The 26,360-nt window shown below is 71.5% G+C and carries 22 protein-coding genes; 13 read left to right on the forward strand and 9 right to left on the reverse strand.

Annotated elements, in window-relative coordinates:
* Positions 1 to 192 precede the first annotated feature (192 nt).
* From AB0G20_RS01845 to AB0G20_RS01860, 4 genes are all read left to right on the forward strand, one after another.
* Positions 193 to 1,017, forward strand: a complete 825-nt coding sequence (locus AB0G20_RS01845; protein ID WP_361294262.1) for a response regulator transcription factor — start codon at positions 193 to 195, stop codon at positions 1,015 to 1,017.
* Complete coding sequence (locus AB0G20_RS01850) at positions 1,014 to 2,501, forward strand: HAMP domain-containing sensor histidine kinase (RefSeq protein ID WP_361294265.1); 1,488 nt, start codon at positions 1,014 to 1,016, stop codon at positions 2,499 to 2,501. Before AB0G20_RS01845 ends, AB0G20_RS01850 begins: the two co-directional genes overlap by 4 nt.
* Positions 2,502 to 2,665: 164 nt before the next feature.
* Entirely contained in the window at positions 2,666 to 3,823 is a 1,158-nt protein-coding gene (locus tag AB0G20_RS01855; protein ID WP_361294268.1) for an alkaline phosphatase PhoX, read from the forward strand.
* Positions 3,824 to 3,939: 116 nt separating this feature from the next.
* Positions 3,940 to 4,458, forward strand: a complete 519-nt coding sequence (locus AB0G20_RS01860; protein ID WP_361294271.1) for an NUDIX hydrolase — start codon at positions 3,940 to 3,942, stop codon at positions 4,456 to 4,458.
* Between the two features lie 276 nt (positions 4,459 to 4,734).
* Here the strand turns inward: AB0G20_RS01860 and ppdK are convergent, their stop codons facing one another.
* Together ppdK and AB0G20_RS01870 are read right to left on the reverse strand one after the other, a co-directional pair.
* A complete protein-coding gene (gene ppdK, locus AB0G20_RS01865; protein ID WP_361295769.1) occupies positions 4,735 to 7,428 on the reverse strand; it encodes a pyruvate, phosphate dikinase in 2,694 nt (897 codons plus the stop codon).
* 461 nt (positions 7,429 to 7,889) lie between these two features.
* Positions 7,890 to 9,116: an ROK family protein gene (locus AB0G20_RS01870; RefSeq protein ID WP_361294274.1), complete on the reverse strand. Its 1,227-nt coding sequence runs from the start codon at positions 9,114 to 9,116 to the stop codon at positions 7,890 to 7,892.
* A gap of 220 nt (positions 9,117 to 9,336) precedes the next feature.
* Here AB0G20_RS01870 and AB0G20_RS01875 point away from each other — a divergent pair, with 220 nt between their 5' ends.
* The 3 genes from AB0G20_RS01875 (at position 9,337) to AB0G20_RS01885 (ending at position 14,510) form a co-directional block, all read left to right on the forward strand.
* Complete coding sequence (locus tag AB0G20_RS01875) at positions 9,337 to 10,662, forward strand: hypothetical protein (RefSeq protein WP_361295772.1); 1,326 nt, start codon at positions 9,337 to 9,339, stop codon at positions 10,660 to 10,662.
* On the forward strand, positions 10,659 to 12,596 hold the full coding sequence (locus AB0G20_RS01880) for a glycogen debranching N-terminal domain-containing protein (RefSeq protein WP_361294277.1): 1,938 nt from the start codon (positions 10,659 to 10,661) through the stop codon (positions 12,594 to 12,596). Before AB0G20_RS01875 ends, AB0G20_RS01880 begins: the two co-directional genes overlap by 4 nt.
* A 153-nt stretch (positions 12,597 to 12,749) precedes the next feature.
* The gene (locus AB0G20_RS01885) at positions 12,750 to 14,510 is read left to right on the forward strand and encodes a sulfatase-like hydrolase/transferase (protein WP_361294280.1); all 1,761 of its coding nucleotides are present in this window, start codon (positions 12,750 to 12,752) and stop codon (positions 14,508 to 14,510) included.
* On the opposite strand, the gene dusB is transcribed toward AB0G20_RS01885, so the two are convergent.
* Positions 14,511 to 15,644, reverse strand: a complete 1,134-nt coding sequence (dusB, locus tag AB0G20_RS01890) for a tRNA dihydrouridine synthase DusB (RefSeq protein ID WP_361294283.1) — start codon at positions 15,642 to 15,644, stop codon at positions 14,511 to 14,513.
* Between the two features lie 78 nt (positions 15,645 to 15,722).
* Between dusB and AB0G20_RS01895 the strand changes: the two genes are divergently transcribed.
* Entirely contained in the window at positions 15,723 to 17,168 is a 1,446-nt protein-coding gene (locus tag AB0G20_RS01895) for an MFS transporter (protein ID WP_361294286.1), read from the forward strand.
* Positions 17,169 to 17,231: 63 nt separating this feature from the next.
* Here the strand turns inward: AB0G20_RS01895 and AB0G20_RS01900 are convergent, their stop codons facing one another.
* Positions 17,232 to 17,666, reverse strand: coding sequence for a VOC family protein (locus tag AB0G20_RS01900; protein WP_361294289.1), 435 nt, complete (start codon positions 17,664 to 17,666; stop codon positions 17,232 to 17,234).
* Between the two features lie 142 nt (positions 17,667 to 17,808).
* Between AB0G20_RS01900 and AB0G20_RS01905 the strand changes: the two genes are divergently transcribed.
* Complete coding sequence (locus tag AB0G20_RS01905) at positions 17,809 to 18,015, forward strand: hypothetical protein (protein WP_361294292.1); 207 nt, start codon at positions 17,809 to 17,811, stop codon at positions 18,013 to 18,015.
* Between the two features lie 28 nt (positions 18,016 to 18,043).
* Here AB0G20_RS01905 and AB0G20_RS01910 read toward each other — a convergent pair whose 3' ends face one another.
* From AB0G20_RS01910 to AB0G20_RS01930, 5 genes are all read right to left on the reverse strand, one after another.
* Positions 18,044 to 18,910: a GNAT family N-acetyltransferase gene (locus tag AB0G20_RS01910; RefSeq protein ID WP_361294295.1), complete on the reverse strand. Its 867-nt coding sequence runs from the start codon at positions 18,908 to 18,910 to the stop codon at positions 18,044 to 18,046.
* Positions 18,911 to 19,001: 91 nt separating this feature from the next.
* Positions 19,002 to 19,589 (reverse strand): TetR family transcriptional regulator, encoded by a 588-nt coding sequence (locus AB0G20_RS01915; RefSeq protein ID WP_361294298.1) that lies wholly within the window; start codon positions 19,587 to 19,589, stop codon positions 19,002 to 19,004.
* Positions 19,590 to 19,614: 25 nt separating this feature from the next.
* On the reverse strand, positions 19,615 to 20,619 hold the full coding sequence (locus AB0G20_RS01920) for an aldo/keto reductase (protein WP_361294301.1): 1,005 nt from the start codon (positions 20,617 to 20,619) through the stop codon (positions 19,615 to 19,617).
* Positions 20,620 to 20,708: 89 nt separating this feature from the next.
* Positions 20,709 to 21,323: a LysE family translocator gene (locus AB0G20_RS01925; RefSeq protein WP_361294304.1), complete on the reverse strand. Its 615-nt coding sequence runs from the start codon at positions 21,321 to 21,323 to the stop codon at positions 20,709 to 20,711.
* 243 nt (positions 21,324 to 21,566) lie between these two features.
* Complete coding sequence (locus AB0G20_RS01930) at positions 21,567 to 22,949, reverse strand: glycine--tRNA ligase (RefSeq protein WP_361294307.1); 1,383 nt, start codon at positions 22,947 to 22,949, stop codon at positions 21,567 to 21,569.
* Positions 22,950 to 23,132: 183 nt separating this feature from the next.
* Here AB0G20_RS01930 and AB0G20_RS01935 point away from each other — a divergent pair, with 183 nt between their 5' ends.
* From AB0G20_RS01935 to AB0G20_RS01950, 4 genes are read left to right on the forward strand one after another with little or no spacing between them, the layout of a single operon-like run.
* Positions 23,133 to 24,095, forward strand: a complete 963-nt coding sequence (locus tag AB0G20_RS01935; RefSeq protein ID WP_361294310.1) for a metal ABC transporter substrate-binding protein — start codon at positions 23,133 to 23,135, stop codon at positions 24,093 to 24,095.
* A 20-nt stretch (positions 24,096 to 24,115) separates the two neighbouring features.
* The gene (locus AB0G20_RS01940; protein WP_361294313.1) at positions 24,116 to 24,883 is read left to right on the forward strand and encodes a metal ABC transporter ATP-binding protein; all 768 of its coding nucleotides are present in this window, start codon (positions 24,116 to 24,118) and stop codon (positions 24,881 to 24,883) included.
* Complete coding sequence (locus tag AB0G20_RS01945) at positions 24,883 to 25,785, forward strand: metal ABC transporter permease (protein ID WP_361294316.1); 903 nt, start codon at positions 24,883 to 24,885, stop codon at positions 25,783 to 25,785. The genes AB0G20_RS01940 and AB0G20_RS01945 overlap by 1 nt, the downstream gene beginning before the upstream one ends.
* Before the next feature lie 58 nt (positions 25,786 to 25,843).
* Entirely contained in the window at positions 25,844 to 26,263 is a 420-nt protein-coding gene (locus AB0G20_RS01950; protein ID WP_361294319.1) for a Fur family transcriptional regulator, read from the forward strand.
* The last annotated feature ends 97 nt before the right edge of the window (positions 26,264 to 26,360 follow it).

Here is a 26,360-nt window from a genome sequence, read left to right on the forward strand (position 1 = left end):
CATCCTGTGACCCCACCGTAGACCGCCGACCTACAGAGGAAGGTTAAGCAAAAGCCAGAGCCCGGCCAGCAATTGAACATTCTTTGTCGGATTCCCAGATGCAGCGTCATCTTGTAGCGTGTGAACTCCGGGGCAGGAAATGTGAATTGACGCTGCCCGGATTCATGCCGGCTTCACGGAGAGACAGGACGTATGGGCCTACGAGTGCTGCTCATCGAAGACGACGAGACGATCGCCGAGCCGCTCACCGAAGGGCTCGGCCACTTCGGTCTGACGGTCGACCACGTCGCCACCGGGACGGACGGTCTGAGAGGCCCGTACAACGACGTCGTCCTGCTCGACCTGGGGCTGCCGGACATGGACGGCATCGACGTCTGCCGCGGCATCCGGCAGGTCTCGGACGTGCCCATCGTCATCCTCAGCGCCCGCGGCGAGGAGGCCGACCGTGTGCTGGGCCTGGAGCTGGGCGCCGACGACTACCTGGCGAAACCATTCAGCGTGCGGGAACTGGTCGCCCGGGTCCGTGCGGTGACCCGCCGCACGCAACGCACCCACCAGGCGTTTCCCGAGAGCGCGGGAGCCCGGGGCACCCCCGAGCCGCCGCCGTACGAGCCGGCTCCGGCCCCCGCGTACGACCCGGCCCCGCCCCTCTCCTACGAACCCCCCGCGACCACCTCCTACGACCCCGCCCCCGACCCGCCGCACGACCCGGGCCCGCTCGTCGTGGACCGCCGCACCCGCCAGGTCTGGGTGGGCGACGCCCCCGTCCTGCTCACGCCCAAGGAGTTCGACCTGCTGGCACTGCTGAGCGAGGACCCGGGCGCGGTCTACTCGCGGCAGCAGATCCTCGACCGCGTCTGGGACCCGCACTACGACGGCCCGACCAAGACCCTGGACGTCCATGTGGCCGCACTGCGCCGCAAGTTGGGGCACCCGGCGTGGATCAGGACCCTGCGGGGCGTCGGTTTCCGGCTGGCGGTGCACACGGGGCCGACCGCGCAGGTGGCCTCTCCGTGACCCGCCGGCTGCTGCTCAGCTACCTCAGCCTCGCGGCGCTGGTGCTGCTCTGCCTGGAGATCCCGCTGGGCTTCGTGTACTCACGCGGCGAGCGGGAGCGGGTCGTCAACGCGGCGAAGGAGGAGGCCGAGTCGGTCTCCGCGTACGCCGCGCTGTCCCTCGCGGCGGGGCGGGCCGAGCAGGACCTGCCCGAGCGGGTGGTGCACTGTGCGCGGCGCATCGGCGGGAAGGTGGTGATCGTCGGCCCCTCGGGCGCGCCGCTCGCCGCCTCGCACCCGAGGGATGCCGAGATGTCCGGCGACCTGGCCGCGCGGCCGGGCATCGCGGCCGCACTGCGGGGCACGTCGACGGTGGACGTCCGGACCTCCACGATCGGCGGGGTCGAGTATCTGTCCGTGGCCGCGCCGGTCGGCCAGGAGGTGCGGCCGACCGGTGCGGTGTGGCTGACGGTGCCCACCCGGACGGTGCACGAGCGGGTCCACCATGTGTGGCTGCTGCTGGCGCTGGGCGGACTGGCCGTGCTGACGGCGGTCGCCGTGGTCGGTTTCGCCTTCGCCCGCTGGGCGGGCCGTCCCATCCGTGAACTGGAGCAGGCCACGCACGACTTGGCCGACGGCGGCCGGTTCGCGCCGGTGACGATCACGAAGGGACCGCCGGAAGTACGCAGTCTGGCGGCCGCGTTCAACCACACCGCGGCCCGGTTCGCCCATCTGCTGGCGTCCCAGCGGGCGTTCGCGGGCGAGGCCTCGCACCAGCTGAAGACACCGCTGGCGGCGCTGCGGCTGCGCCTGGAGAACCTGGAGCCGGACATCGCCGCCCGGGCCCGGGGCAGCCTCGCCGCGGCCGTCACGGAGACGGACCGGCTGGCCCGGATGGTCGAGCACCTGCTGGCCATGGCCCGGCTGGAGGAGCACGCGGCGATCCCCGCCACCGTCGACCTGGGCGCGGTCTGCGCGGAGCGGCACCGTACCTGGCAGGCCCTGTTCGCACGGGAGGGCGTCTCCCTCGTGCTCTTCGCGGGGAGCGTCTGCCCGGTGCTGGCGGTGCCGGGGGCCGTCGAGCAGATCATGGACAACCTGCTGTCCAACGCCCTGCGGGCGTCCCCGGCGGGCAGCACCGTCACGATCGAGCTGCGGCTGCACGCCCCGCCCCGGCGGGCCTTGCGCGACAGTCGGCCCCGCTGGGTCGACCTGCACGTCACCGACGAGGGCCCCGGCATGACGGAGGAGCAGCGGGCCCGTGCCTTCGACCGCTTCTGGCGCGCCCCGGGCGCCCCCAAGGGCGGTACGGGACTCGGTCTCGCCCTGGTGCAGCGCCTCACCCATGCCAGCGGCGGCGAGGCGACCCTGCGCGCCGCGGCGACCGGCGGCCTGGACGTGGTGATCCGGCTGCCGTCCGCGCGGCCGCCGGGCGAGGGCGGCCCCGGGCCGGGCGGCGACCGCCCGAGGAGGCCGAGACGGGAGGTTCCGGCGCTGCCGGCGTAGACCCGGCAGCCGCAGAGCACGGGCGGCCTCAGCATGCCGTCCCACGGCCACGAGTTGGCCATGCCCCGTCAACCCGGCGCCCTTAGCGTCCTTTCCGCCTCCCCCCACGCACGACCCCTGCCGTCGACCGGCGGCGGGGCGGTACGGCACCTCTTGGAGTGAGAGTGGAACGTCGTAGCCTCCTGCGTGCGGCCGTCCTCGGCGGCACATCGGCCGCTCTGGGCGGAACCCTGTGGCGCGGCGCCGCGTACGCGGCCCCGGCCCAGCCCGGCACCGGCCCCTACGGGCCGCTGGGTTCCCCGGACGCCAACGGCATCAGACTCCCCAGCGGCTTCACCAGCCGGGTGATCGCCCGGTCGGGCCAGCGCGTCGGGAACACGTCGTACACCTGGCACAACGCCCCGGACGGCGGCGCCTGTTACGCCGACGGCACGGGCTGGATCTACGTCTCCAACTCCGAGATCAACCCCTCGGGCGGCGCGAGCGCGGTCAAGTTCTCGGCGACGGGCGCGATCACCGGCGCGTACCGGATCCTCTCCAACACCCGTCAGAACTGCGCGGGCGGCAAGACACCGTGGAACACCTGGCTGTCCTGCGAGGAGGTGTCCCTCGGCTACGTCTACGAGACCGACCCGTGGGGCACGAACGCCGCGGTGCAGCGTGCGGCGATGGGCCGCTTCAAGCACGAGGCGGCGGCCGCCGACCCGGTGCGCAAGGTGATCTATCTGACCGAGGACGAGACGAACGGCCGCTTCTACCGCTTCGTGCCGACGACCTGGGGCAACCTGTCGTCCGGCAAACTCCAGGTGATGGTCGCGGGCAGCGCCACGAGCGGCTCCTTCACCTGGGCCGACATCCCCGACCCCGACGGCTCCCCCACTGCCACCCGCTCCCAGGTCTCCGGCTCGAAGTCCTTCAACGGCGGCGAGGGCTGCCACTACGCGAACGACACGGTCTGGTTCACCACCAAGGGCGACAACCGCGTCTGGCAGCTCAACCTCCTCACCAACACGTACGAACTGGCCTACGACGACTCCCTCGTCAACGGCACGGCCCCCCTCACCGGCGTCGACAACATCACCGGCGCCTCCTCCGGCGACCTCTTCGTCGCCGAGGACGGCGGCAGCATGGACATCTGTGTCATCACCCCTGACGACGTCGTCGCCTCGTTCCTGCGCGTCGACGGCCAGTCGAGCTCGGAGATCACCGGCCCGGCCTTCTCCCCCGACGGCACCCGCCTCTACTTCTCCAGCCAGCGCGGCACCAGCGGCAGCTCCTCGGGCGGCATCACCTACGAGGTGACGGGCCCGTTCCGCTCGTAACCGGGGGGCGCGTGCGACACCTGAGCCGGACCCGCCGGTGACCATCGGCGGGCCCGGCCGTTCCACCGGTTGGGCAGTTCACAGCGGGCTGCCCTGCCGACGGAAGGAACACCACCGTGGACACGACCGCGCCCGTCCCGAACGCGCCGGGTGTGCTGCCCCGTGCCGAGTGGGTCAAGACACTGCCGCAGACCATCGTCGCGTCCTGCGTCCTGCTGCTCGACGCCGAGGACCGGCTCCTGCTGCTGCGCTACGCCGGGGGCCTGCCCGCCGCGGGGCTCTGGGGGCTGCCGGGCGGCATGCTCGACCACGGCGAGGACCCCGCCGGTGCCGCGCGCCGGGAACTGCACGAGGAGACCGGCATCGTCCTGGAAGAGGACCCGCGGTTCATCGGGTACGACCACCGGGCCGATGTGCTGGGCACGGGGCCGGTGATCGACTTCTACTTCCACGGTGGCCGGCTCCCGGCCGGGCAGCCCGTCCGGCGCAGCTCGGAGCACGACGACCACGGTCTCTTCGCCCTCACTGAACTGGAGTCCATGCCGCTGGCGACTCTCCTGCCGACCCTCGGCGCGCTGCTCACCGCCGCCCGGTCCGGCACGGTCGTGTGCCTGCGGGAAGGGCGGCCCCAGTGACCCCACCGCGTCGCCCGCAGCGGTCGTCCTCGCTTCCCTCGCGCTGTCCCTCGCCCTGACCGCGCCCTCTCCCTGGAGACCGGTCCTCGTCGTCCTCGTGTCGACCCTTGCGCCCCGGCCCCTGCCCCACGGGCCACGAGCCCGGCGGTACGGTCCCGGATGCACGAAGGGGCGGCACCTCCGCACAAGGTGCCGCCCGCTCTTCTCCGTGCTCCGGAGCCGCCGCGATCGGTGAGGGTCGGGGACCGTCGACGGCTCCGGGTTCCGTGGCCCGGGCTAGCGGTGGTCGCTGCCCTGGGACTGGACCGCCGCCCGGCCCGCTTCCAGGCGGGCCACCGGGATGCGGAACGGGGAGCAGGAGACGTAGTCGAGTCCGACCTCGTGGAAGAAGTGGACCGACTCCGGGTCGCCGCCGTGCTCGCCGCAGACGCCGAGCTTGAGGTCGGGGCGGGTCTCGCGGCCGGCCTTGGCGGCCAGCTTCACGAGGGAACCGACGCCGTCCTTGTCGATCGTCTCGAAGGGGGAGACACCGAAGATGCCCTTCTCCAGGTACGCCGTGAAGAAGCTCGCCTCCACGTCGTCCCGGGAGAAGCCCCACACCGTCTGGGTCAGGTCGTTCGTGCCGAAGGAGAAGAACTCCGCGGCCTCGGCGATCTGACCGGCGGTGAGCGCGGCGCGCGGCAGCTCGATCATCGTGCCGATGGACAGCTTCAGCTGCGCGCCCGAGGCCGCCTCGACCTCGGCGATGACCTGGTCGGCCTCCTCGCGCACGATCTCCAGCTCCTGCACCGTGCCGACCAGCGGGATCATGATCTCGGCACGCGGGTCGCCCTTGGCGGCCTTGCGCTCGGCCGCGGCCTCGGCGATCGCCCGGACCTGCATGGTGAACAGGCCGGGGATGACCAGGCCGAGGCGCACCCCGCGCAGACCCAGCATCGGGTTCTGCTCGTGCAGCCGGTGCACGGCCTGGAGCAGGCGCAGTTCGTTCTCGTGCGGCTCCTGGCGGGACTCGGCGAGGGCCACGCGGACGGACAGCTCGGTGATGTCCGGGAGGAACTCGTGCAGCGGCGGGTCCAGCAGGCGGACGGTGACCGGGAGGCCGTCCATGGACTCGAAGAGCTGCACGAAGTCCTGCTTCTGGAGCGGGAGCAGCTGCTTGAGGGACTCCTCGCGCTCGGTGTCCGTGTCGGCCAGGATCAGCCGCTCCACCAGCTCGCGCCGGTCGCCGAGGAACATGTGCTCGGTGCGGCACAGGCCGATGCCCTGGGCGCCGAAGCGGCGGGCGCGCAGCGCGTCCTCGGCGTTGTCGGCGTTGGCGCGCACCCGCAGGCGGCGCTTGCGGTCGGCGAAGGCCATCATCCGGTGCACGGCCTCGACGAGCTCGTCGGCGTCGTCGGCACCCGGGTGCATCCGGCCCTCGAAGTACTCCACGACCGGCGACGGCACGACGGGTACCTCACCGAGGTAGACCTTGCCCGAGGAGCCGTCGATGGAGACGACGTCGCCCTCCTCGACGACGTGCCCGCCCGGCACGGTCATCCGGCGGCGCTTGGTGTCGACCTCCAGCTCCTCGGCGCCGCAGACACAGGTCTTGCCCATGCCGCGCGCGACCACGGCCGCGTGGGAGGTCTTGCCGCCGCGCGAGGTCAGGATGCCCTCGGCGGCGATCATGCCGTCCAGGTCGTCGGGGTTGGTCTCACGGCGGATCAGGATGACCTTCTCGCCCGAACGCGACCACTTCACGGCCGTGTAGGAGTCGAAGACGGCCTTGCCGACCGCCGCCCCCGGCGAGGCCGCGATGCCCCGGCCGACCGTCGCGACCTTCGCGCTCTCGTCGAAGCGCGGGAACATCAGCTGCGCGAGCTGGGCGCCGTTGACGCGGGTGAGCGCCTCGGCCTCGTCGATCAGGCCCTGGTCCACCAGCTGGGTCGCGATGCGGAAGGCCGCGCCCGCGGTGCGCTTGCCGACGCGGGTCTGGAGCATCCACAGGACACCGCGCTCGATGGTGAACTCGATGTCGCAGAGATCCCTGTAGTGGTTCTCCAGGGTCTCCATGATCTGCATGAGCTGGTCGTACGACTTCTTGTCGATCTGCTCCAGGTCGGCGAGCGGCACGGTGTTGCGGATGCCCGCCACGACGTCCTCGCCCTGCGCGTTCTGCAGGTAGTCGCCGTAGACGCCCTGGTGGCCGGAGGCGGGGTCGCGGGTGAAGGCGACGCCGGTGCCGGAGTCGGGGCCGAGGTTGCCGAAGACCATGGAACAGACGTTGACGGCCGTGCCCAGGTCGTGCGGGATGCGCTCCTGGCGGCGGTAGAGCTTGGCCCGGTCGGTGTTCCAGGAGTCGAAGACGGCGTGGATGGCGAGGTCCATCTGCTCGCGCGGCTCCTGCGGGAAGTCCCGGCCGGCCTCGGTCTTGACGATCTTCTTGAACTTGGTGACGAGCTTCTTGAGGTCGGCGGCCTCCAGCTCGGTGTCGACCGTGACCTTCTTGGCCGCCTTGGCCGCCTCCAGCGCGTCCTCGAACAGCTCGCCGTCGACACCCAGGACGGTCTTGCCGAACATCTGGATGAGGCGGCGGTAGGAGTCCCACGCGAACCGGTCGTCGCCGGCCTGCTTGGCCAGGCCCTGCACCGACTTGTCGGAGAGGCCGATGTTGAGGACGGTGTCCATCATGCCGGGCATGGAGAACTTGGCGCCCGAGCGCACCGACACCAGCAGCGGGTCGTCGGCCTGGCCGAGCTTCTTGCCCATGCGGGCCTCGAGCGCGTCGAGGTGTGCACTCACCTCGTCACGCAGTGCCGCCGGCTCCTCGCCGCTGTCCAGGTAGACCTTGCAGGCCTCGGTGGTGATGGTGAACCCGGGCGGGACCGGAAGGCCGAGGTTCGTCATCTCCGCGAGGTTCGCGCCCTTGCCACCGAGGAGGTCCTTGAGGTCCTTGTTGCCCTCGGTGAAGTCGTAGACGAACTTCACGCCCTCAACGCTCGCGGCCTGCTCGGCTACCGGGAGATCTTTGTTTTCCGACACGGGTCTCGACTCCTCGAGGACGCGGTGGCTGCCCTGACGGGCAGGAACATACCCAGATCAAAGGCGTCTGGGTACGTCCACTTGTGCGTCATGCGCCTGTAACCACTCGTCCGCCAGCGGATCGAAAGTCAAGGCTGAGCAAGCGATCGCAGCCGCATGTTTTCACTTCTTGAACGCAAGAGCCTCCCTGAGACCCTCCGAGCGCTCATGTGAGCGATGTTTCCGCACATTTGATTTCGCTCGATGAACGATCAAAGGGTGGCACTCAGTGCCACCCTTTGGAGAAGTGCAGTCGCCCAAGATCCGCTCATCTGAGCGCAACCCTTATCAGGGGTGGCGAGAATCACGCTGCCACAGCCGCCGGGATTTCACCATGCGGACGGCGTCCCGGGACCGAAACACCGGCGTCACACCCCGAGCGCGCGCAGCCGCTCCTCGACCCGCTCGGGCGCGTAGAGGTGCTCCACGACCATGGCACCGGCCCCGACCAGCGCGGCCTGCTCCCCCAGCCGTGCGGTCACCACGTCCAGGTGGGCGGTGGAGCGGGGCAGCGCCCGCTGGTACAGCAGTTCGCGCACGCCCGTCAGGAAGGCGGTTCCGGCCAGATCCCCGGCGATCATCAGGACGCCGGGGTTGAGCAGCGTCACGACGGTCGCGAGGACGTCCCCGACCCGGCGCCCGGCCTCCCGGGCGAGTCCGACCGCCTCGGGGTGCCCGGACGCCAGCAGGTCCCGGACGTCCGAGCCGGAGGCCGCCGGCACCCCGGTCTCCGCCAGCCGCCGCGCCACCGCGCCACCGCTCGCGACGGCGGCCAGACAGCCGTACGAGCCGCACCGGCACAGCGCCTCGGCGCCCTCCGGCACCCGGATGTGCCCGATGTCGCCGGCGCCGCCGTCGATGCCGCGGAACACCGAGCCGTCCACCACGACCCCGGCGCCGATGCCGGTGGAGACCTTGACCAGCACGAAGGCGGAGCAGCCGGGGTAGCCGGTGCGCTGTTCGCCGTACGCCATGAGGTTGGCGTCGTTGTCCACCAGCACGGGCACCCCGGCGGCGCCCGCGTGCTCGGTGAGCGCCCGGGACAGCCGGCCCCGTATGTCGTAGCCGTCCCAGCCGGGCATGATCGGCGGCTGGACGACGCGGCCGGTCTCGGTGTCGACCGGGCCGGGCACCGCGAGCCCGACCCCGCAGAGCGCCTCGGCCCCGCATCCGGTCTTCTCCAGCAACTCGGCGAACCAGCGGCCGAGTTCGCCGAGCACGGTGTCCGGGCCGTCCTCGACGACCAGGGTGCCGGAGTGCTCGGCGAGGATCTCGCCGCTCAGCGACAGCACGGCCGCCCGCGCGTGCCGCGTGTCGAGGTCGGCGGCCAGGACCACCGCGTGCTCGTCGTCGAACTCCAGGGTGATGGAGGGCCGTCCGCCCAGCGGGGAGTCCACCGGCCCCCCGGCGCCCTCGCGCAGCCAGCCCGCCCGGAAGAGCCGGTCCAGCCGCTGCCCGACGGTCGCCCGGGACAGTCCGGTCGCCTGCTGCAGCGCACCCCGGGTCACGGCACGGCGACTGCGCACCAGTTCGAGCAGCTCGCCGGCGCTCCCCCGGCCCGCACCTCGTCCGGTTCTCCCGGGCCGTCCGGTCATGCACACCCCCTTGTGTTTCTCAACCTTGCCTTACATAGTGGGTTTTGCGTGTTAAATAGACGTAACCCTACGGTAGCCGCAGCCGAACCTTCCGGCCGGACGTCTTTTCGGAGAGCCCCGAGTGGACCGCACCGCCCAACGCGCCCCGCGCCCCCCAGGACGCACCGTTGCATACGATCCGTCCAGCGCCGCGTCCCCCCTGCATGTGCGGGCCACCGCCGTGCTGGAGGCAGGCTGGACGGGGACGTCCACGGTGCCCTCGCGCAGTCTGTATCCGCACCAGTGGTCGTGGGACTCTGCGTTCATCGCGATCGGCCTCAGGCACGTCTCGCCGTTACGGGCCCAGACGGAACTGGAGACGCTGCTGGCGGCCCAGTGGGCGGACGGGCGGATCCCGCACATCGTCTTCAACCCCTCCGTCCCCCTCGACGCGTACTTCCCGAGCCCCGACTTCTGGCGCTCGTCGACCGCGGGGAGCACCGCGGGCGCCCCGCGCACCGTACAGACGTCCGGGATCGTGCAGCCACCGGTCCACGCCCTGGCCGCGTGGCTGGTGCACCTCGCCGACCCGGGCCTGTCCAGGGCGCGCGGCTTCCTCACCCGGGCGTACCCCCGGCTGGCCGCCTGGCACGGCTACCTCCTGCACCGGCGCGACCTCGGCGGGGGCGGGCTGGTCTCCGTCGTGCACCCCTGGGAACAGGGTATGGACAACAGCCCCTGCTGGGACCGCCCGTTGTCCCGGGTCACCCCGGCCCCGGCCCGCTCCTACCGGCGCGCCGACCTCGACCACGGCGCCCCCGAGGACCGGCCGACGGATCTGGACTACGGGCGGTACGTGCGGCTGGCCGCCGACTACCGGGACCGCGGATACGCCGACGGCCCCGACGGAGCGTCGGGCGGATTCGCCGTGGAGGACCCGGCGTTCAACGCCCTGCTCGTCGCCTCCGAGTACGCCCTGGCCCGGATCGCCCACGAGCTGGGCGCGGCCGGCTCCGCACGGCGGGTCCGCGCCGAGCGCCTGACGGCGGCCCTGGTGGAGCGGCTGTGGGAACCGGCGGCGGGGATGTTCCTGTGCCGGGACGTGCGCGCCGGGGAGCTGATCCCCGAGCGCGGTGTCTCCGGGCTGATCCCGCTGCTGCTGCCGGCCCTGCCGCGCGACCTCGCGGCCACCCTGGTCCGCACGATGTGCGGCCCGCACTTCGGCCTCGGCGGCACGACCCGCCTGGTCCCGAGCTACGACCTGCTCGGCGAGGCCTTCGACCCGCACCGCTACTGGCGCGGCCCGGCCTGGTTCAACACCAACTGGCTGCTGGAGCGCGGGCTGCGGCTGCACGGCGAGCGCGGCCGGGCCGACGCCCTGCGCAAGGGCATGCTGCACACCGCCGGCGCCTCCGGCTTCGCGGAGTACGTCGACCCGTACACGGCACAGGCCTGCGGCGTCACCGGCTTCGGCTGGACCGCCGCGCTCACGCTCGACCTGCTGCACGACCGGCCCGCACGGGGCAGGAACGGCCTCACGGCGATCAAGGGAGGAGACCGGGGATGACTGACCGGCATCATCTGCTCGTGCACGGCCGGACGTTCGCCGCCGTCGGCGACCGCGGCGACATCAGCGGCTACCGGGGCGGCAGCGCCCCGGACGGCATGTTCGTACGGGACGCCCGGCATCTGAGCCGGTGGCAGCTCACCGTCGACGGGGCGGTGCCCGACACGCTGACGCCGGTGGCCGACGGGGACACCGCGCGCTGTGTGCTCGTGCCGCGCGGCGGCCGCGACGAACCGCCCGCGTACACGCTCTTCCGCGAACAGGCCGTCGGGGACTCCGCGTTCGTGGAGTCGCTGCGCGTCACCAGCAACCGCCCGGTGCCGACGACGGTCCACCTCGCGGTCACCGCCGACGCCGACTTCACCGACCAGTTCGAGCTGCGATCGGACCACCGCACCTACACGAAGGCCGGGGCCGTCCGCTCCCGCCGCGTGCTGGGCCACGGCGTGGAGTTCACCTACCGGCGCGGCGAATGGCAATCCGTCACGACGGTGACGGCCGACCCCCACCCGGACGCCGTGGAGGAGACGGGCACCGGCGCCCGCCGCCTGGCATGGACCCTGGACCTCGAACCGCACGGCACCGCCGAGCTGACCCTGCGGGTCATGGCCCGCCCGCACGGCGACCGGCGTGCCCTGCGCGTACCCCGCTCCCCCGCCGCCCTCCAGGAGCAACTGCGCGCCCGGGAGGGCGAGTTCGTCCAAGACGTGGCCTTTCCGGCCGGCTGGCCCGAGCTGGCCGCGGCCTGCACCCGGGGCCTCGCCGACCTCGCCGCCCTGCAGGTCCCGGCGACCGGCCCGGACGGTGAGGAACTGCGCGTCCCGGCCGCCGGCGCCCCCTGGTTCCTGACCCTGTTGGGCCGGGACGCCCTGCTGACCTCGCTGTTCGCCCTGCCCTACCGGCCGCGGCTGGCCGCCGCCACACTGCCCGCGCTCGCCGCGACGCAGGCCACCGGGACCCGCGCCGACGAGATCGCCCAGCCCGGCAAGATCGTGCACGAGGTACGGCACGGCGAACTGGCCCACTTCGGCCAGGTCCCCTACGGCCGCTACTACGGCTCGGTCGACGCCACCCCGCTCTTCCTCGTCCTGCTCGGCGCGTACACCGAGCACACCGGCGACACCGGCCCGGCCCGCCGCCTCGAACCCCACGCCCGGGCCGCGATCACCTGGATGCTCGACCACGGCGGCCTCACCTCGCGCGGCTACCTCGTCTACCGCGCCGACCAGGGCGGCCTCGCCAACCAGAACTGGAAGGACTCCCCCGGCGCCATCTGCTCCGCCGAGGGCACCCGCCCCCACGGGCCGGTGACGGCCGCGGGCGCCCAGGGCTACGCCTACGACGCCCTGCGCCGCACGGCGGGCCTCGCCCGCACGGTGTGGCAGGACGCCACGTACGCGCACCTGCTGGAGCAGGCGGCCGGCGACCTGCGCGACCGTTTCCAGCGGGACTTCTGGATGCCGGAGCACTCCTTCCCCGCCCTCGCGCTCGACGGCCGGGGCGAACGGGTCGACGCGCTGGCCTCCGACGCCGGGCACCTGCTGTGGTCGGGGCTGCTGGACAAGGAGTACGGCGAACTCGTCGGCCGGCGGCTTCTCGAACCGGACTTCTTCTCCGGCTGGGGCGTCCGCACCCTCGCCGCCGGGCAGCCGGCGTACCACCCGCTCTCCTACCACCGCGGCTCGGTCTGGCCGCACGACAACGCGCTGATCGCACTGGGCCTGGCCCGCTACGGGCTGCACGACGAGGCCCGCGCGATCGCCCGCGGCCTGGTCGACGCGGCGGGCACGACCGGCCACCGGCTCCCGGAGGTCCTCGCGGGCTACGGCCGCGACACCCACCCGGAGCCGGTGCCGTACCCGCACGCGTGCGTGCGTGAATCCCGTTCCGCGTCCGCACCGTTGGCGCTGCTCACGGCGGTCGGCGTGGTCTGAGGGCCGTGTTGGGTCGCCGTTTGCCGGGTGTTTGCCGAGCGCTGGCCCGGCGGGCTGAACACACCTGAGGGACACCCCGTACCGAACGGTGGCGGGCCCGCACCCCCACGCGGGTCCGCCACCTCACCGGGTTCGAACGGGAAGGACCTCCGGGTGCCTGTCTTCACACACGTCCAGAAGGCCGTCGCAGCGGAGGCCGACCCTGAGAAGAGGGAGGGCGCCGGTCCCAGATCCCGCTTCGCGCGCCTCACCCGCCTCCGCGGCTGGCGCACCCGCCACCCCCGGGCCGCCCGCGCCCTCCGCCTGGCCACCACCGCCCTCGCCGCCGTCGTGGTCCTCGGGGCCCTGCTGCTGCCCAACACCCTCCCCGCCCTCGAACCGGACAGCTTCGCGCGGATCCCGGCCGAGGCGGTCATCGGGGCCGTCGTCGTGCTGGCGCTGCCGCCCCGGCCCCGGCTGGCGGCGGCGGTGCTGTACGGACTCGGGCTCACCGCACTGACCACGGTGAACCTGCTCGACATGGGGTTCAACGAGTACCTGGGCAGGGGCTTCAACGCCGCGCTCGACTGGGACCTGCTGCCCGACGCCCAGGCGTACGTCGAGGACACACTCGGCGGGGGCGTCGCGACCGCGGCCGCCGTCGGCGCGGTGGTGCTCGTGCTGCTCGTGGCGGCCGTCATGGTCGCGGCGGCGATCCGGCTCGCGCACGTGCTGGCCCGCCACCGGGTGCGGGCGACCAAGGGCGCCCTGATCGCCGGCACCGTCTGGGTCACCTGCTCCGCGCTGGGCCTGACCCTGTTCGGCGGGCCGATCGCCTCCGAGCGCGGGGCCGGGGCCCTCAGGGTGCACGCGCAGCGGACGGTGGAATCGCTGCGGGACGAGGCGGCGTTCGTGAAGCAGTCGAAGGCGGACACCTTCGGCAACACCCCGCCCGGTGAACTGCTGCCGGATCTGCGCGGCAAGGACGTGATCTTCACGTTCATCGAGAGCTACGGCCGCAGCGCGATCGAGGACCCGGTCATGGCACCCGGCGTCGACCGGACCCTCGACACGAGCACCGAGGCCCTGGAGAAGGCGGGCTTCGCGGCCCGCAGCGGCTGGCTGACCTCGGCGACCTACGGCGGCAGCAGCTGGCTCGGCCACTCCACGACCATGTCCGGCCTGTGGATCGACAACCAGCGGCGCTACCGCACGGTCAGCGCCGGCGACCACCTCACCCTCACCAAGGCCTTCCAGAAGACCGGCGCCTGGGACACGGTCGGTGTCATGCCGGGCGTGCAGAAGGGCTGGCCGGAGGAGGAGTGGTACGGCCTCGACAAGCTCTACGACGCCTTCGACCTGGGCTACCGGGGCCCGAAGTTCAGCTGGTCGACGATGCCCGACCAGTACGCGCTGGAGGCCTTCCAGCGGCAGGTGCACGGCAAGAAGCGGGACAAGCCGCTGATGTCGTTCGTCATCCTGACCTCCAGTCACCAGCCCTGGGCGCCCATCCCGAAGATGGTCGGCTGGGACGAACTCGGCGACGGCTCGGTCTTCGACGCGATCCAGAAGGCCGGCAACAAGGCGTCGGACGTCATCACCGACACCACCAAGTCCCGCCAGGAGTACGGCAAGTCCATCGAGTACTCGGTCACCAGCCTCACCCAGTGGCTGGAGCGCTACGGCACCGACGACACCGTCCTGGTCTTCCTCGGCGACCACCAGCCCATCGCCCGGGTCAGCGGCACCCGCGCCGGCCGGGACGTGCCGGTGTCGATCGTCGCGAAGGACCCGAAGGTCCTGGACAAGGTCGCCGCCTGGAACTGGACGGAGGGCCTCAAGCCCGACCGCGACGCGCCCGTGTGGAGGATGGACGCCTTCCGCGACCGCTTCCTGAAGGCGTACGGCTCCACGCCGCGCCCCTCCAAGGGCTGATCAGCCGCCGGAGGTGTCGAGCTCGGCGTCCTCGCCGACCCCGGCGCAGTCGTAGGGGTCCTTCAGCCAGCCGTCCGGCAGCACCACCCGGTTGTTGCCGGAGGTACGGCCCCGGGGCCCGTCGGCGCCGGCGGGCCAGGGCTGGTCGAGGTCCAGCTCGTCCAGACCGGACCGCAGCTCCTCCAGGGACGAGGTGATCGCGAGGCGCTTGCGCATCTCGGAGCCGACCGCGAAGCCCTTCAGGTACCAGGCGACGTGCTTGCGGAAGTCGATCACGCCCCGGGACTCGTCGCCGATCCACTCCCCGAGCAGGGTGGCGTGCCGGACCATGACGTCGGCGACCTCGCGCAGGGCGGGGCGGGCGATGTCCTGGGTACGGCCCTCGAAGGCGGCGACCAGGTCCGAGAACAGCCACGGCCGGCCCAGGCAGCCGCGCCCCACCACGACACCGTCGCAGCCGGTCTCGCGCACCATCCGCAGGGCGTCCTCGGCCGACCAGATGTCGCCGTTGCCGAGCACCGGGATCTCCGGCACGTGCTCCTTCAGCCGGGCGATGGCCTCCCAGTCGGCGGTGCCGCCGTAGTGCTGGGCGGCGGTGCGGCCGTGCAGGGCGATGGCGGTGACGCCCTCCTCGACGGCGATCCGGCCGGCGTCGAGGAAGGTGATGTGGTCGTCGTCGATGCCCTTGCGCATCTTCATCGTCACGGGCAGATCGCCGGCGCCGCTGACGGCCTCGCGCAGGATGGCCCGCAGCAGGTTCCGCTTGTACGGCAGCGCGGAGCCGCCGCCCTTGCGTGTGACCTTCGGCACCGGGCAGCCGAAGTTCAGGTCGATGTGGTCGGCGAGGTCCTCCTCCGCGATCATGCGGACGGCCTTGCCGACGGTCGCGGGGTCCACGCCGTACAGCTGGATGGAGCGGGGGCGCTCACTCGCGTCGAAGTGAATGAGCTGCATGGTCTTCTCGTTGCGTTCGACCAGTGCCCTGGTGGTGATCATCTCGCTGACGAACAGGCCCTTGCCGCCACTGAACTCCCTGCACAGGGTGCGGAAGGGCGCATTGGTGATCCCGGCCATGGGGGCCAGGACGACGGGGGGCTGGACGGTGTGCGGACCGATCTGGAGGGGCGTGGACATGCCTCCATTGTGCCGTGCAATGAGATGGCAAAATTCATTAGTTAGCCACACTATCGAAATCGGCGTACGATGGCGCGCATGCCCGAGCTCAGCCCCCGCCGCCGCATGCTGGTACTCGCGATCTGCTGCATGAGCCTGCTGATCGTGAGCCTCGACAACACGGTCCTGAACGTGGCCCTGCCGTCCATGCAGCAGGACCTGCACGCGAGCACGTCGGGCCTGCAGTGGACGATCGACGCGTACACGCTGGTCCTGGCCTCGCTGCTGATGCTCGCGGGCTCCACGGCCGACCGGATCGGCCGCAAGCGGGTCTTCATGGCAGGCCTGGTCGTCTTCACCCTCGGCTCGGTGCTGTGCTCCCTCGCGCCGAACCTGGAGGCGCTGGTCGCGTTCCGGATGGTGCAGGCGGTGGGCGGCTCGATGCTGAACCCGGTCGCCATGTCGATCATCACCAACACCTTCACGGACCCGCGCGAGCGGGCCCGGGCGATCGGCGCGTGGGGCGCGGTCGTCGGCATATCGATGGCTGCCGGCCCGCTCGTCGGGGGTCTCCTGGTGGAGTCGGTCGGCTGGCGCTCGATCTTCTGGATCAATCTGCCGGTGGGCCTGGCGGCACTGCTGCTCACCCTGCGGTTCGTCCCCGAGTCCCGCGCGCCGAAGGCCCGCCGCCCCGACCCCGTCGGGCAGGTGCTGGTGATCGCGCTGTTCGGCTCGCTGACGTACGCGATCATCGAGGCGCCGAGCACCCCGTTCCGGTCCACAGCGCCGCTGGCCGTCGTCGCCCTCGCCGCCCTGGCGGGGCTGCTCCTCTACGAGCCGCGCCGCAAGGAACCGCTGATCGACCTGCGCTTCTTCCGCTCGGCGCCGTTCAGCGGGGCGACGGTCATCGCGATCAGCGCGTTCGCCGCGCTCGGCGGCTTCCTGTTCCTGTCGACGCTGTACCTGCAGAACGTGCGCGGCCTGACCGCCCTGGAGGCGGGCCTGTGGATGCTGCCGATGGCGGTCCCGACGTTCCTGTGCGCGCCGCTGTCGGGCCGCCTGGTCGGCACGCGTGGCCCCCGTCTGCCGCTGCTGATCGCGGGCTTCGCGATGACGACGAGCGGTGTCCTCTTCGCCGCGTTCGAGGCGGAGACCTCGAACGTCACGCTCTTCGCCGGCTACGTCCTCTTCGGCATCGGCTTCGGGTTCGTCAACGCGCCCATCACCAACACGGCGGTCTCCGGCATGCCGCGTGCCCAGGCGGGGGTGGCCGCCGCGGTCGCCTCCACGAGCCGGCAACTGGGCCAGACGCTGGGGGTGGCGGTGGTGGGCGCGGTGCTCGCCTCGCGCATCGGCTCGTCCTCCTACCGCGAGGCGTTCGTGTCAGCGGCGCGGCCCGGCTGGTGGATCCTCGTGGTGTGCGGCTTCGCGGTCCTGGCGCTGGGGGCGGTGACGAGCGGGCGGTGGGCCCGGGGCACCGCCGAGCGGGCCGCGGAGCGGCTGGAGCCGGCGGAGGTACGCCAGACCGTCGGGACGAGCGGCTGAGTCCGGAACGGCTCCCGGGGCCGGCGGTCGCCGGTGCCGGCCGATTCTGCGACTCGCAGCCGCTCAGTCGAGACAGAACTCGTTGCCCTCGATGTCCTGCATCACGATGCACGACTCGTCGTACTCGTCGGCGAGCAGCACGCGCACGCGTGTGGCGCCGAGCGCGACCAGTCGTGCGCACTCGGCTTCGAGCGTGGCGAGGCGTTCCTCGCCCACGAGCCCGGTGCCCACGCGCACGTCGAGGTGCACCCGGTTCTTGACGACCTTGCCTTCGGGGACGCGCTGGAAATACAGCCGCGGTCCCACGCCCGAGGGATCACCGCAGACGAACCCCGCGCCCTGGCGCTCGGGCGGCAGAGTGCGATCGAAGTCACCCCACGTCGCGAACCCCTCCGGCGGGGGCGGTACGACGTACCCCAGAACCTCGCACCAGAAGCGGGCCACCCGCTCGGGCTCCGCGCAGTCGAACGTGACCTGGACCTGCCTGATCGATGACATCGGCGCACCCTAGCAGGGCTCTGTCGCTCATCTCCCGGTATATATCGGCAGGTTGTTGGAAACCCCGTTGATGTTGGTCTTGCTGCACACTCCTTGCTGCGAGCAGACCGGAACGCCGGATTTCTCGACGCGGGAGGGCGCCATGACACCGATCGACACGAGCAAGGTCAGCCGCTGGGACCAGCACGGCCGGGAGCATGTGGTGCGCGTGCACCGGACGGGCGTGCAGCGCACGATCAGATGCGACACCTGCGGCTGGCGCAGAAAGGCCCAGTTCCTGCCCTGGCTGAAGGCCGAGGAACACCTGGCGGAGGCCCATCAGGCGACGGTGGACCCGACGGCGGCGTGAACGGCCGGAGGGCCTGGAAGGACGAGCCTCAGTAGAGGATCGAGGGCAGGTACGCCCCGTCGGGCTGGTTGTACAGGCCGATGGTCATCAGGCTCATCAGCTGCACGACCTTGAGGCCGTTGGACAGGCACCATCTCAGCAGCACACTGTCGCTCACGGGGACGAGGATGCCCGGCCCGGCGAACTGCGGGGCCGCCGCGATCAAGGCTTGGAGGTCCCGGGTGGTCTCACCGACGGCGTGCGCGAAGAAGGCCAGGTCGGTGGCGTACCCGGTGACGCGTCCCGCGCACTCGACAACCCGGGCGGTGCCCTGTTTGAGCCCGTCGGCGACCTCTCCGCCCCGGTCGACGCCGTGGACCTGCCGGCACAGGTCGTTGCAGGCACCGAGGTCCGCGTCCGTGGCCTCCCGCACCGTGCAGCCGGGCAGCGCACGCCCGATCGGCGGGCCCTGGACGCAGGCGAGCGTGGCCCGGTGGACGAAGCCCAGGCTGACGTACAGCGAGAACGACCTGTTGTGGTAGCCGGTCTGCAGCAGCCGGATGCCCGGCGCCCCGCGCTCGTCGGACCGCTCCATCACGTCCCTCATCAGGCGGCGGCCCACGCCCGCGTTCTGCACGCCGGGGTCGACGGTGACGGGCCCGACCCCGACGACGGGTGAGCGTTCGTCGAGGAAGTTGCTGCCCACGATCCGCCCGTCGAGTTCGGCGACGACGCTGTAGAAACCGGGGTGCGTGAGGGCTCCCTCGATCACCGCGACACCCACGTCGGGGCTCGGGAAGTCGGGTGGGAACGCATGCTCCCCGGCGATGCCGGCGAAGGCCTCGTAGCAGATCCTTCCGCACTCCGCGGCGTCGTCCGCGGTGCCCGGGCGCAGTATGAGATCCACGATCGCCATCCCCTTCTCAGCGCCCCCGCGCGGTGACCCACCCCTCTCTTCCCATCCTGTGCCTCTGCTTGCCGGGGCGCACCTGCTAGCGGTGATCCTTCTAGGGCCGCAGGCCTCGCACCAGCAGGTCGACGACCGCGGTGAAGTCGGCCTCGGCGCCCGGCTCTTCCCACTCCCGGGCGTAGCTGGGATCGTGGAAGCGGCCCGTCGCCTGGAACACCGCTCGGGCCGTGGCCCGCGGGTCGGTGGCGGCGAAGTCGCCGCTGGTGACGCCGGCCTCGATGATCCGGGTCAGCTGGGCGATCAGGTCGGCGAGGTGCTCGCCGACCGCCGTACCGGCCTCGTCGGTGAGGACCGTGTACGTGGCGAACAGCTCCGGATCGTCGCCCGCTTTGCGGCGCTTGGCCGCGAACAGCGCGGTGAGCCAGTCCCGCAGCCGGGTCTCCGGGGCGCTGTCCGCGGCGGCGATCCCGGACAGCTGCCCGGACGTGCGGTCCAGCCAGCGCTTGGTGACCGCCTCGCGCAGCGCCGCCTTCGTCCGGAAGTGGCGGTAGACGCTGCCGTGGCTGACGCCGAGCGCACGCGCCACGTCCACCACGGTGGCCTTGGCCGGGCCGTGGCGGCGCAGCACCTCCTCGGTCGCCTCCAGGATGCGCTCGGCGGTCAGGATCTCGCTGGTCGGTGCCATGCCCTGACCGTACCCGGAGCCCGGTTCAGCTCTCGAGGTGTGCCATCTGGGCCGCCGGGTAACGGTCGCCCGCAGCGGCGCCGGGCGGTACGGCCTCCTCGATCGCGGCCACGTCGGCCGCGTCCAGCGTCACGTCCAGCGCGCCCAGCGCCTCCGTGAGCCGGTCGCGGCGGCGGGCGCCGACCAGGGGCACGATGTCCTCACCGCGGGAGAGCACCCAGGCGATGGCGATCTGCGCGACGCTGACGCCCTTCTGCTCGGCGATCTTCCGCAGCGCCTCGACGAGGTTCAGGTTGTGCCGGAGGTTGTCGCCCTGGAAGCGCGGCGACATCGCCCGGAAGTCGCCCGCGCCGAGCTGCCGGTCCGCGGTGAAGTGGCCGGAGATCAGGCCCCGGGAGAGCACTCCGTACGCCGTGATGCCGATGCCCAGCTCGCGGGTGGTGGGCAGGATCTCGTCCTCGATGCCGCGGGAGATGAGGGAGTACTCGATCTGGAGGTCGGAGATCGGCGCGGTGGCGGCGGCCCGGCGGATCGTGTCGGCGCCGACCTCGCTGAGGCCGATGTGCCGTACGTATCCCGCCTCGACCAGTTCCGCGATGGCGCCGACCGTCTCCTCGATGGGCACGTCCGGGTCGAGGCGGGCGATGCGGTAGACGTCGATGTGGTCGACGCCGAGCCGCTGGAGGGAGTGGGCGGCGAAGTTCTTCACGGCGGCGGGCCGGCCGTCGTAGCCCAGCCAGCTGCCGTCCGGGCCGCGCAGGGCGCCGAACTTCACGCTGACCAGGGCCTGTTCACGCCGGGCGGCGGGAGCGGCGCGCAGGGCCTCGCCGATCAGCATCTCGTTGTGGCCCATGCCGTAGAAGTCGCCGGTGTCGAGCAGGGTGACGCCCGCTTCGAGCGCCGCGTGGAGGGTCGCTATGGATTCGGCCCGGTCCGCCTCGCCGTACAGCGCGGACATGCCCATGCAGCCGAGACCGAGGGCGGAGACCTGGGGGCCGGTGGTTCCGAGGGTTCGGGTTCGCATCGTCATGCCGTCCACTGTGCCATGACGACTGACAGATTTCAATATCTGTCAGTCCATACTTGTCATCCGCCTCGAGAACTGCGGCACGCCCCTGGCTACCGCGCGGTGACCGCCAGCTTCGCGCCCAGTGCCACGAACGACCCCGCGAAGCCCCGCCGCAGCCACGCCATCACCCGGGGCCGCCCGATCACATGGCTGCGCACCGACGCGGCCAGTACCCCGTACGCGGCGAACACCGCGAAGGTCGCCAGCATGAACACCCCGCCGAGCCCCACCATGCGCACCACCGCGTGCGGCTCACCGGGGCTCACGAACTGCGGCAGGAACGCGAAGAAGAAGATCGTCAGCTTCGGATTGAGGATGTTGATCAGCACACCCCGCACGATCACCCGCCGCGCGGACACCGGCGCCGCCGCCCGCTCCTCCACCACGAGCGCCTCCTTGTCCCGCACCGTCGCCCACGCCATGTACAGCAGGTAGGCGACGCCCGCGTACTTCAGCACCTGGAACGCGGTCGCGCTCGCGTGCAGCAGCGCGGCGACGCCGGTGACGGTGGCCAGCAGATGCGGCACGATCCCGAGGGTGCAGCCGACGGCCGCGACGACACTCGCACGGCGCCCCCGGGAGAGCGCGGCGGCCAGGGTGTAGACGACGCCGGTGCCCGGCGTGGCGACGACGACAAGGGTGGTCAGCAGGAACGCGATGCTCATGCCGTCACCCTGGCGCGGCACCCGCCCTGGAAACAGGACCAATCGGCCCCGGCGCTACGGGACCAATCCCCCACGCCCCAGAGACCTCAGACGACCAGACCAAGGAGCGCATCGCCGAGCTCCTCAAGAAGCACCGGGTGCACGACTCGCGCAGGGGCAACCACCTCAAGAGGACCTGTGAAAACGCCGCGGTGCCGGGCCCCTCCGAGGAGGAACCCGGCACCGCGGCGCAGCGAAAGGCGATCAGCAGCCGATCAGGCGGGCCGCCAGGTAGCCCTCGATCTGGTCGAGGGAGACGCGCTCCTGCTTCATCGTGTCGCGCTCGCGGACGGTGACCGCGTTGTCCTCGAGCGTGTCGAAGTCGACGGTCACGCAGAACGGCGTGCCGATCTCGTCCTGACGGCGGTAGCGGCGGCCGATGGCGCCGGCGTCGTCGAACTCGATGTTCCAGTTCTGGCGGAGCGCCTGGGCGAGGCCCTTGGCCTTCGGGGACAGCTCCGGGTTGCGGGACAGCGGCAGCACCGCGACCTTCACCGGGGCGAGGCGCTGGTCGAGGCGCAGCACGGTGCGCTTCTCCATCTTGCCCTTGGCGTTGGGGGCCTCGTCCTCGATGTAGGCGTCCAGGAGGAACGCCAGCATCGCGCGGCCGACACCCGCCGCGGGCTCGATGACGTACGGAGTCCAGCGCTCGCCGGCTTCCTGGTCGAAGTAGGTGAGGTCCTGGCCGGAGGCCTTGGAGTGGGCGCCGAGGTCGTAGTCGGTGCGGTTGGCCACACCCTCGAGCTCGCCCCACTCACTGCCGCCGAACTGGAAGCGGTACTCGATGTCGGCGGTGCGCTTGGAGTAGTGGGAGAGCTTCTCCTTCGGGTGCTCGTACCACCGCATGTTCTCCTCGCGCAGGCCGAGACCGGTGTACCAGTTCCAGCGCTGCTCCATCCAGTACTCCTGCCACTTCTCGTCCTCGCCCGGCTTGACGAAGAACTCCATCTCCATCTGCTCGAACTCGCGGGTGCGGAAGATGAAGTTGCCGGGCGTGATCTCGTTGCGGAAGGACTTGCCCATCTGGGCGATACCGAACGGCGGCTTGCGGCGCGAGGTGGTCTGCACCTGGGAGAAGTTGGTGAAGATGCCCTGCGCGGTCTCGGGCCGCAGGTAGGCGATGGAGCCGGAGTCCTGCGTCGGGCCGAGGTGGGTGGACAGCAGGCCCGAGAACTGCTTGGGCTCGGTGAACTGGCCCTTGTTGCCGCAGTTGGGGCAGTTGACGTCGGCCAGGCCGTTCTCCGGCAGGCGCTTGTGCTTGGCCTCGTAGGCCTCCTCCAGGTGGTCCGCGCGGAACCGCTTGTGGCAGGAGGTGCACTCGGTCAGCGGGTCCGTGAAGGTGGCGACGTGACCGGAGGCGACCCAGACCTCGGGGGCCAGAATCACGGACGAGTCGATACCCACGACGTCCTCGCGCGAGGTCACCATGTAGCGCCACCACTGGCGCTTGAGGTTCTCCTTGAGCTCGACACCCAGGGGGCCGTAGTCCCAAGCGGCGCGCTGGCCGCCGTAGATCTCACTACAGGGGAATACGAAGCCCCGGCGCTTGCTCAGGCTGACGATGGTGTCGATCTTGTCGGCGGCCACGGTGCTCTCTTCATTACGACGACGGGCGACGAAGCGAGATGCTTCCAGCGAATGCTTCAGGTTACCGGCGGGGACGCCCCCTCAATCAAATCGCTCCCCCCTCGGCGGCCGCCGGCCCCCTCCCGTCCCGCTCCTCGGACCGTTTGTTGACAACGGTTTCCATATTTGTTGAAAATGAGTGTCATGAACGTACGACGACGCCTCATACCCGCCGCCCTGGCCTCCGCTCTCGGCCTCGGCGCCCTGACCGCCTGCTCCAGCGACAGCGCGGCCTCGGGCAACACGGACAAGTTCGACGTCGTCGCGTCGTTCTACCCGATGGCATTCCTCGCCGAGCAGATCGGCGGCGACCACGCGAACGTCACCAGCCTGACCGAGCCCGGCCAGGAGCCGCACGACCTGGAGATCAGCACCAAGCAGCGCGCGCAGCTGGAGGAGGCCGACGCGGCGCTCTACCTCAAGGGCCTCCAGCCGGCCGTCGACGAGGCCGTCGGGCAGACCGGCATCAAGACCAAGATCGACGCGACCACGCTGACCCACCTCGAGGACCACGGCACCGGCGGCCACGCCCACGAGGGCGAGGAGGGCACCGCCGAGGAAGGCCACGCCGAGGAGGAGGAGCACGCCCGCGACCCGCACATCTGGCTGGACCCGGTGAAGTACGCCGAGGTCGCCGAGGGCGTGGGCAAGGCCTTCGAGAAGGCCGACCCGGACCACGCGGCCGATTACAAGAAGAACACCGCGGCCCTGGTCGAGAAGCTGAACGGCCTCAACGGCGAGTTCGAGAACGGCCTGAAGGACACCAAGACCAAGGTCTTCTTCACCAACCACGCCGCCTTCGGCTACCTCGCCGAGCGTTACGGCCTCACCCAGGAGGCCATCTCCGGCCTCGACCCCGAGAGCGAGCCCAGCGGCGCCCGCGTCCGGGAGCTCCAGCAGGAGGCCAAGGCCGACGGCGTCACCACCGTCTTCTACGAGACACTGGTCTCCGACAAGACCGCGAAGACCCTCGCCAAGGACGCGAAGCTCAAGACGGACGTCCTCGACCCGCTCGAGGGCATCACCGACAAGTCCCGCGGCGACGACTACTTCCAGGTCATGGAAGCCAACCTCAAGGCCCTTCAGGCGGCCCTGGGAGCGAAGTGATCGACCCATCGGAGGACGGCATGAACGAGCCCGTCGTATCCCTGCGCGGTGTCCGCGCGGACCTGGGCTCGCGCCCCGTCCTGCGCGGCATCGACCTCACCGTGCACCACGGTGAGGTCGTCGCGCTGCTCGGCGCGAACGGCTCCGGCAAGTCCACGGCCGTGCGCAGCATCATCGGCCAGGTGCAGACCGGCGCCGGCGAGATCGAGCTGTTCGGCACGGACCGCAGGCGGTTCCGCGACTGGCACCGCGTGGGCTACGTCCCGCAGCGCACCACGGCCGCCGGCGGCGTGCCCGCCACCGTGACCGAGGTGGTCTCCTCCGGCCGCCTGTCCCGGGCCCGCTTCGGCGTACTGCGCAAGGCCGACCGCGCGGCCGTGGGACGCGCCCTGGAGCTCGTCGGCATGGCGGACCGGGCCAAGGACTCGGTCGACGCCCTCTCCGGCGGCCAGCACCAGCGCGTCCTGATCGCCCGCGCCCTCGCCTCCGAGCCGGAACTGCTGATCATGGACGAGCCGATGGCCGGTGTCGACCTGGCCAGCCAGGAGGTCCTCGCGCACACGCTGCGCGAGCAGGTCTCCCAGGGCACGACCGTGCTGCTCGTGCTGCACGAACTGGGCCCCCTGGAGCCCCTCATCGACCGGGCGGTCGTCCTGCGCGACGGCTGCGTCGTGCACGACGGACCGCCCCCCAAGGCGGTCGGGCAGCACGCCCTGCCCGGCCACGACCACGTACACCCGCACGCACCCGCGGGCCACGAACCGATCCGCACGGGACTGCTGAGCTGATGGAGATCCTCGACTACGCCTTCATGCAGCGGGCCCTGCTCGCCGCCGTCCTGGTCGGCATCACGGCCCCCGCGGTGGGGATCTACCTGGTCCAGCGGCGCCAGGCCCTGATGGGAGACGGCATCGGCCACGTCGCGATGACCGGCGTCGGCCTCGGCTTCCTGCTGACCTGGTCCCCGGTGTGGATGGCGACTCTCGTCTCCGTCCTCGGCGCGGTCCTCATGGAGCTGATCCGCTGGTACGGCAAGACCCGCGGCGACATCGCCCTCGCGATGCTGTTCTACGGCGGCATGGCCGGCGGTGTGATGTTCATCAACCTCGCGCCGACGGGCTCCAACGCCAACCTGACGTCGTACCTGTTCGGCTCCCTGTCGACGGTGTCCGAGTCGGACGTCACGGCGATCTGCGTCCTGGCCGCCTTCGTCGTCCTGGTCACCCTCGGCCTGCGGCGGCAGCTGTTCGCGGTCAGCCAGGACGAGGAGTTCGCCCGGGTGACGGGCCTGCCGGTGCGCGCGCTGAACCTGCTGACGGCGATCACCGCGGCCGTCACGGTGACGGTGGCGATGCGCGTGGTCGGGCTGCTGCTGGTCAGCGCGCTGATGGTGGTGCCCGTGGCGGCCGCCCAGCAGATCGGCCGCAGCTTCGCGGCCACCTTCGTGATCGCCGTCGCCATCGGCGTGAGCGTGACGATCGGCGGTACGGTCACCTCGTACTACCAGGACGTGCCGCCCGGCGCGACGATCGTGCTGCTGACCATCGGCGCGTTCATCGTGCTCACGGCGCTAGCGGCCCCGCTGGCACGCCGCCGCGCCCGCGCGGCGACGGCCGCGAACACCACGGCCGACCCCGCCGAGTGCGCGATCCCGGGCAGCCGGGAGGCGGCCGACGAAGTCGGCGTCTGAACGCCCCCACCCCGGACTGGCACAATGTCCCGGGCAAGGCAGACGTGAGGAGGCAACGGTGACGACCGCTGGACCGTCCGTGAAGGGCCGCGCCACCAGGCAGCGGGCCGCCGTGTCGGCGGCCCTGCAGGAGGTCGACGAGTTCCGCAGCGCGCAGGAACTGCACGACATGCTCAAGCACAAGGGCGACTCGGTCGGGCTCACCACGGTCTACCGCACGCTGCAGTCCCTCGCCGACGCCGGTGAGGTCGACGTCCTGCGCACCGCCGACGGCGAGTCCGTCTACCGCCGCTGCTCCACCGACGACCATCACCACCACCTCGTGTGCCGCGGCTGCGGCAAGGCCGTCGAGGTCGAGGGCCCGGCCGTGGAGAAGTGGGCCGAGTCCATCGCCGCGGAGCACGGATATGTGAACGTGGCTCATACGGTGGAGATTTTCGGGACCTGTGCGGACTGCGCGGCTGCCTCCGGCGGGTGAGCCGTTCCTCGCCGTAGAGGTGAGTACGCGTTGCCGGGTGCGGGTGCGTGGGGGTTGTTCGCGCAGTTCCCCGCGCCCCTGAGGTCGGAAGCCTCCT

Source organism: Streptomyces sp. NPDC024017 (assembly GCF_040638895.1).
GTDB lineage: Bacteria > Actinomycetota > Actinomycetes > Streptomycetales > Streptomycetaceae > Streptomyces.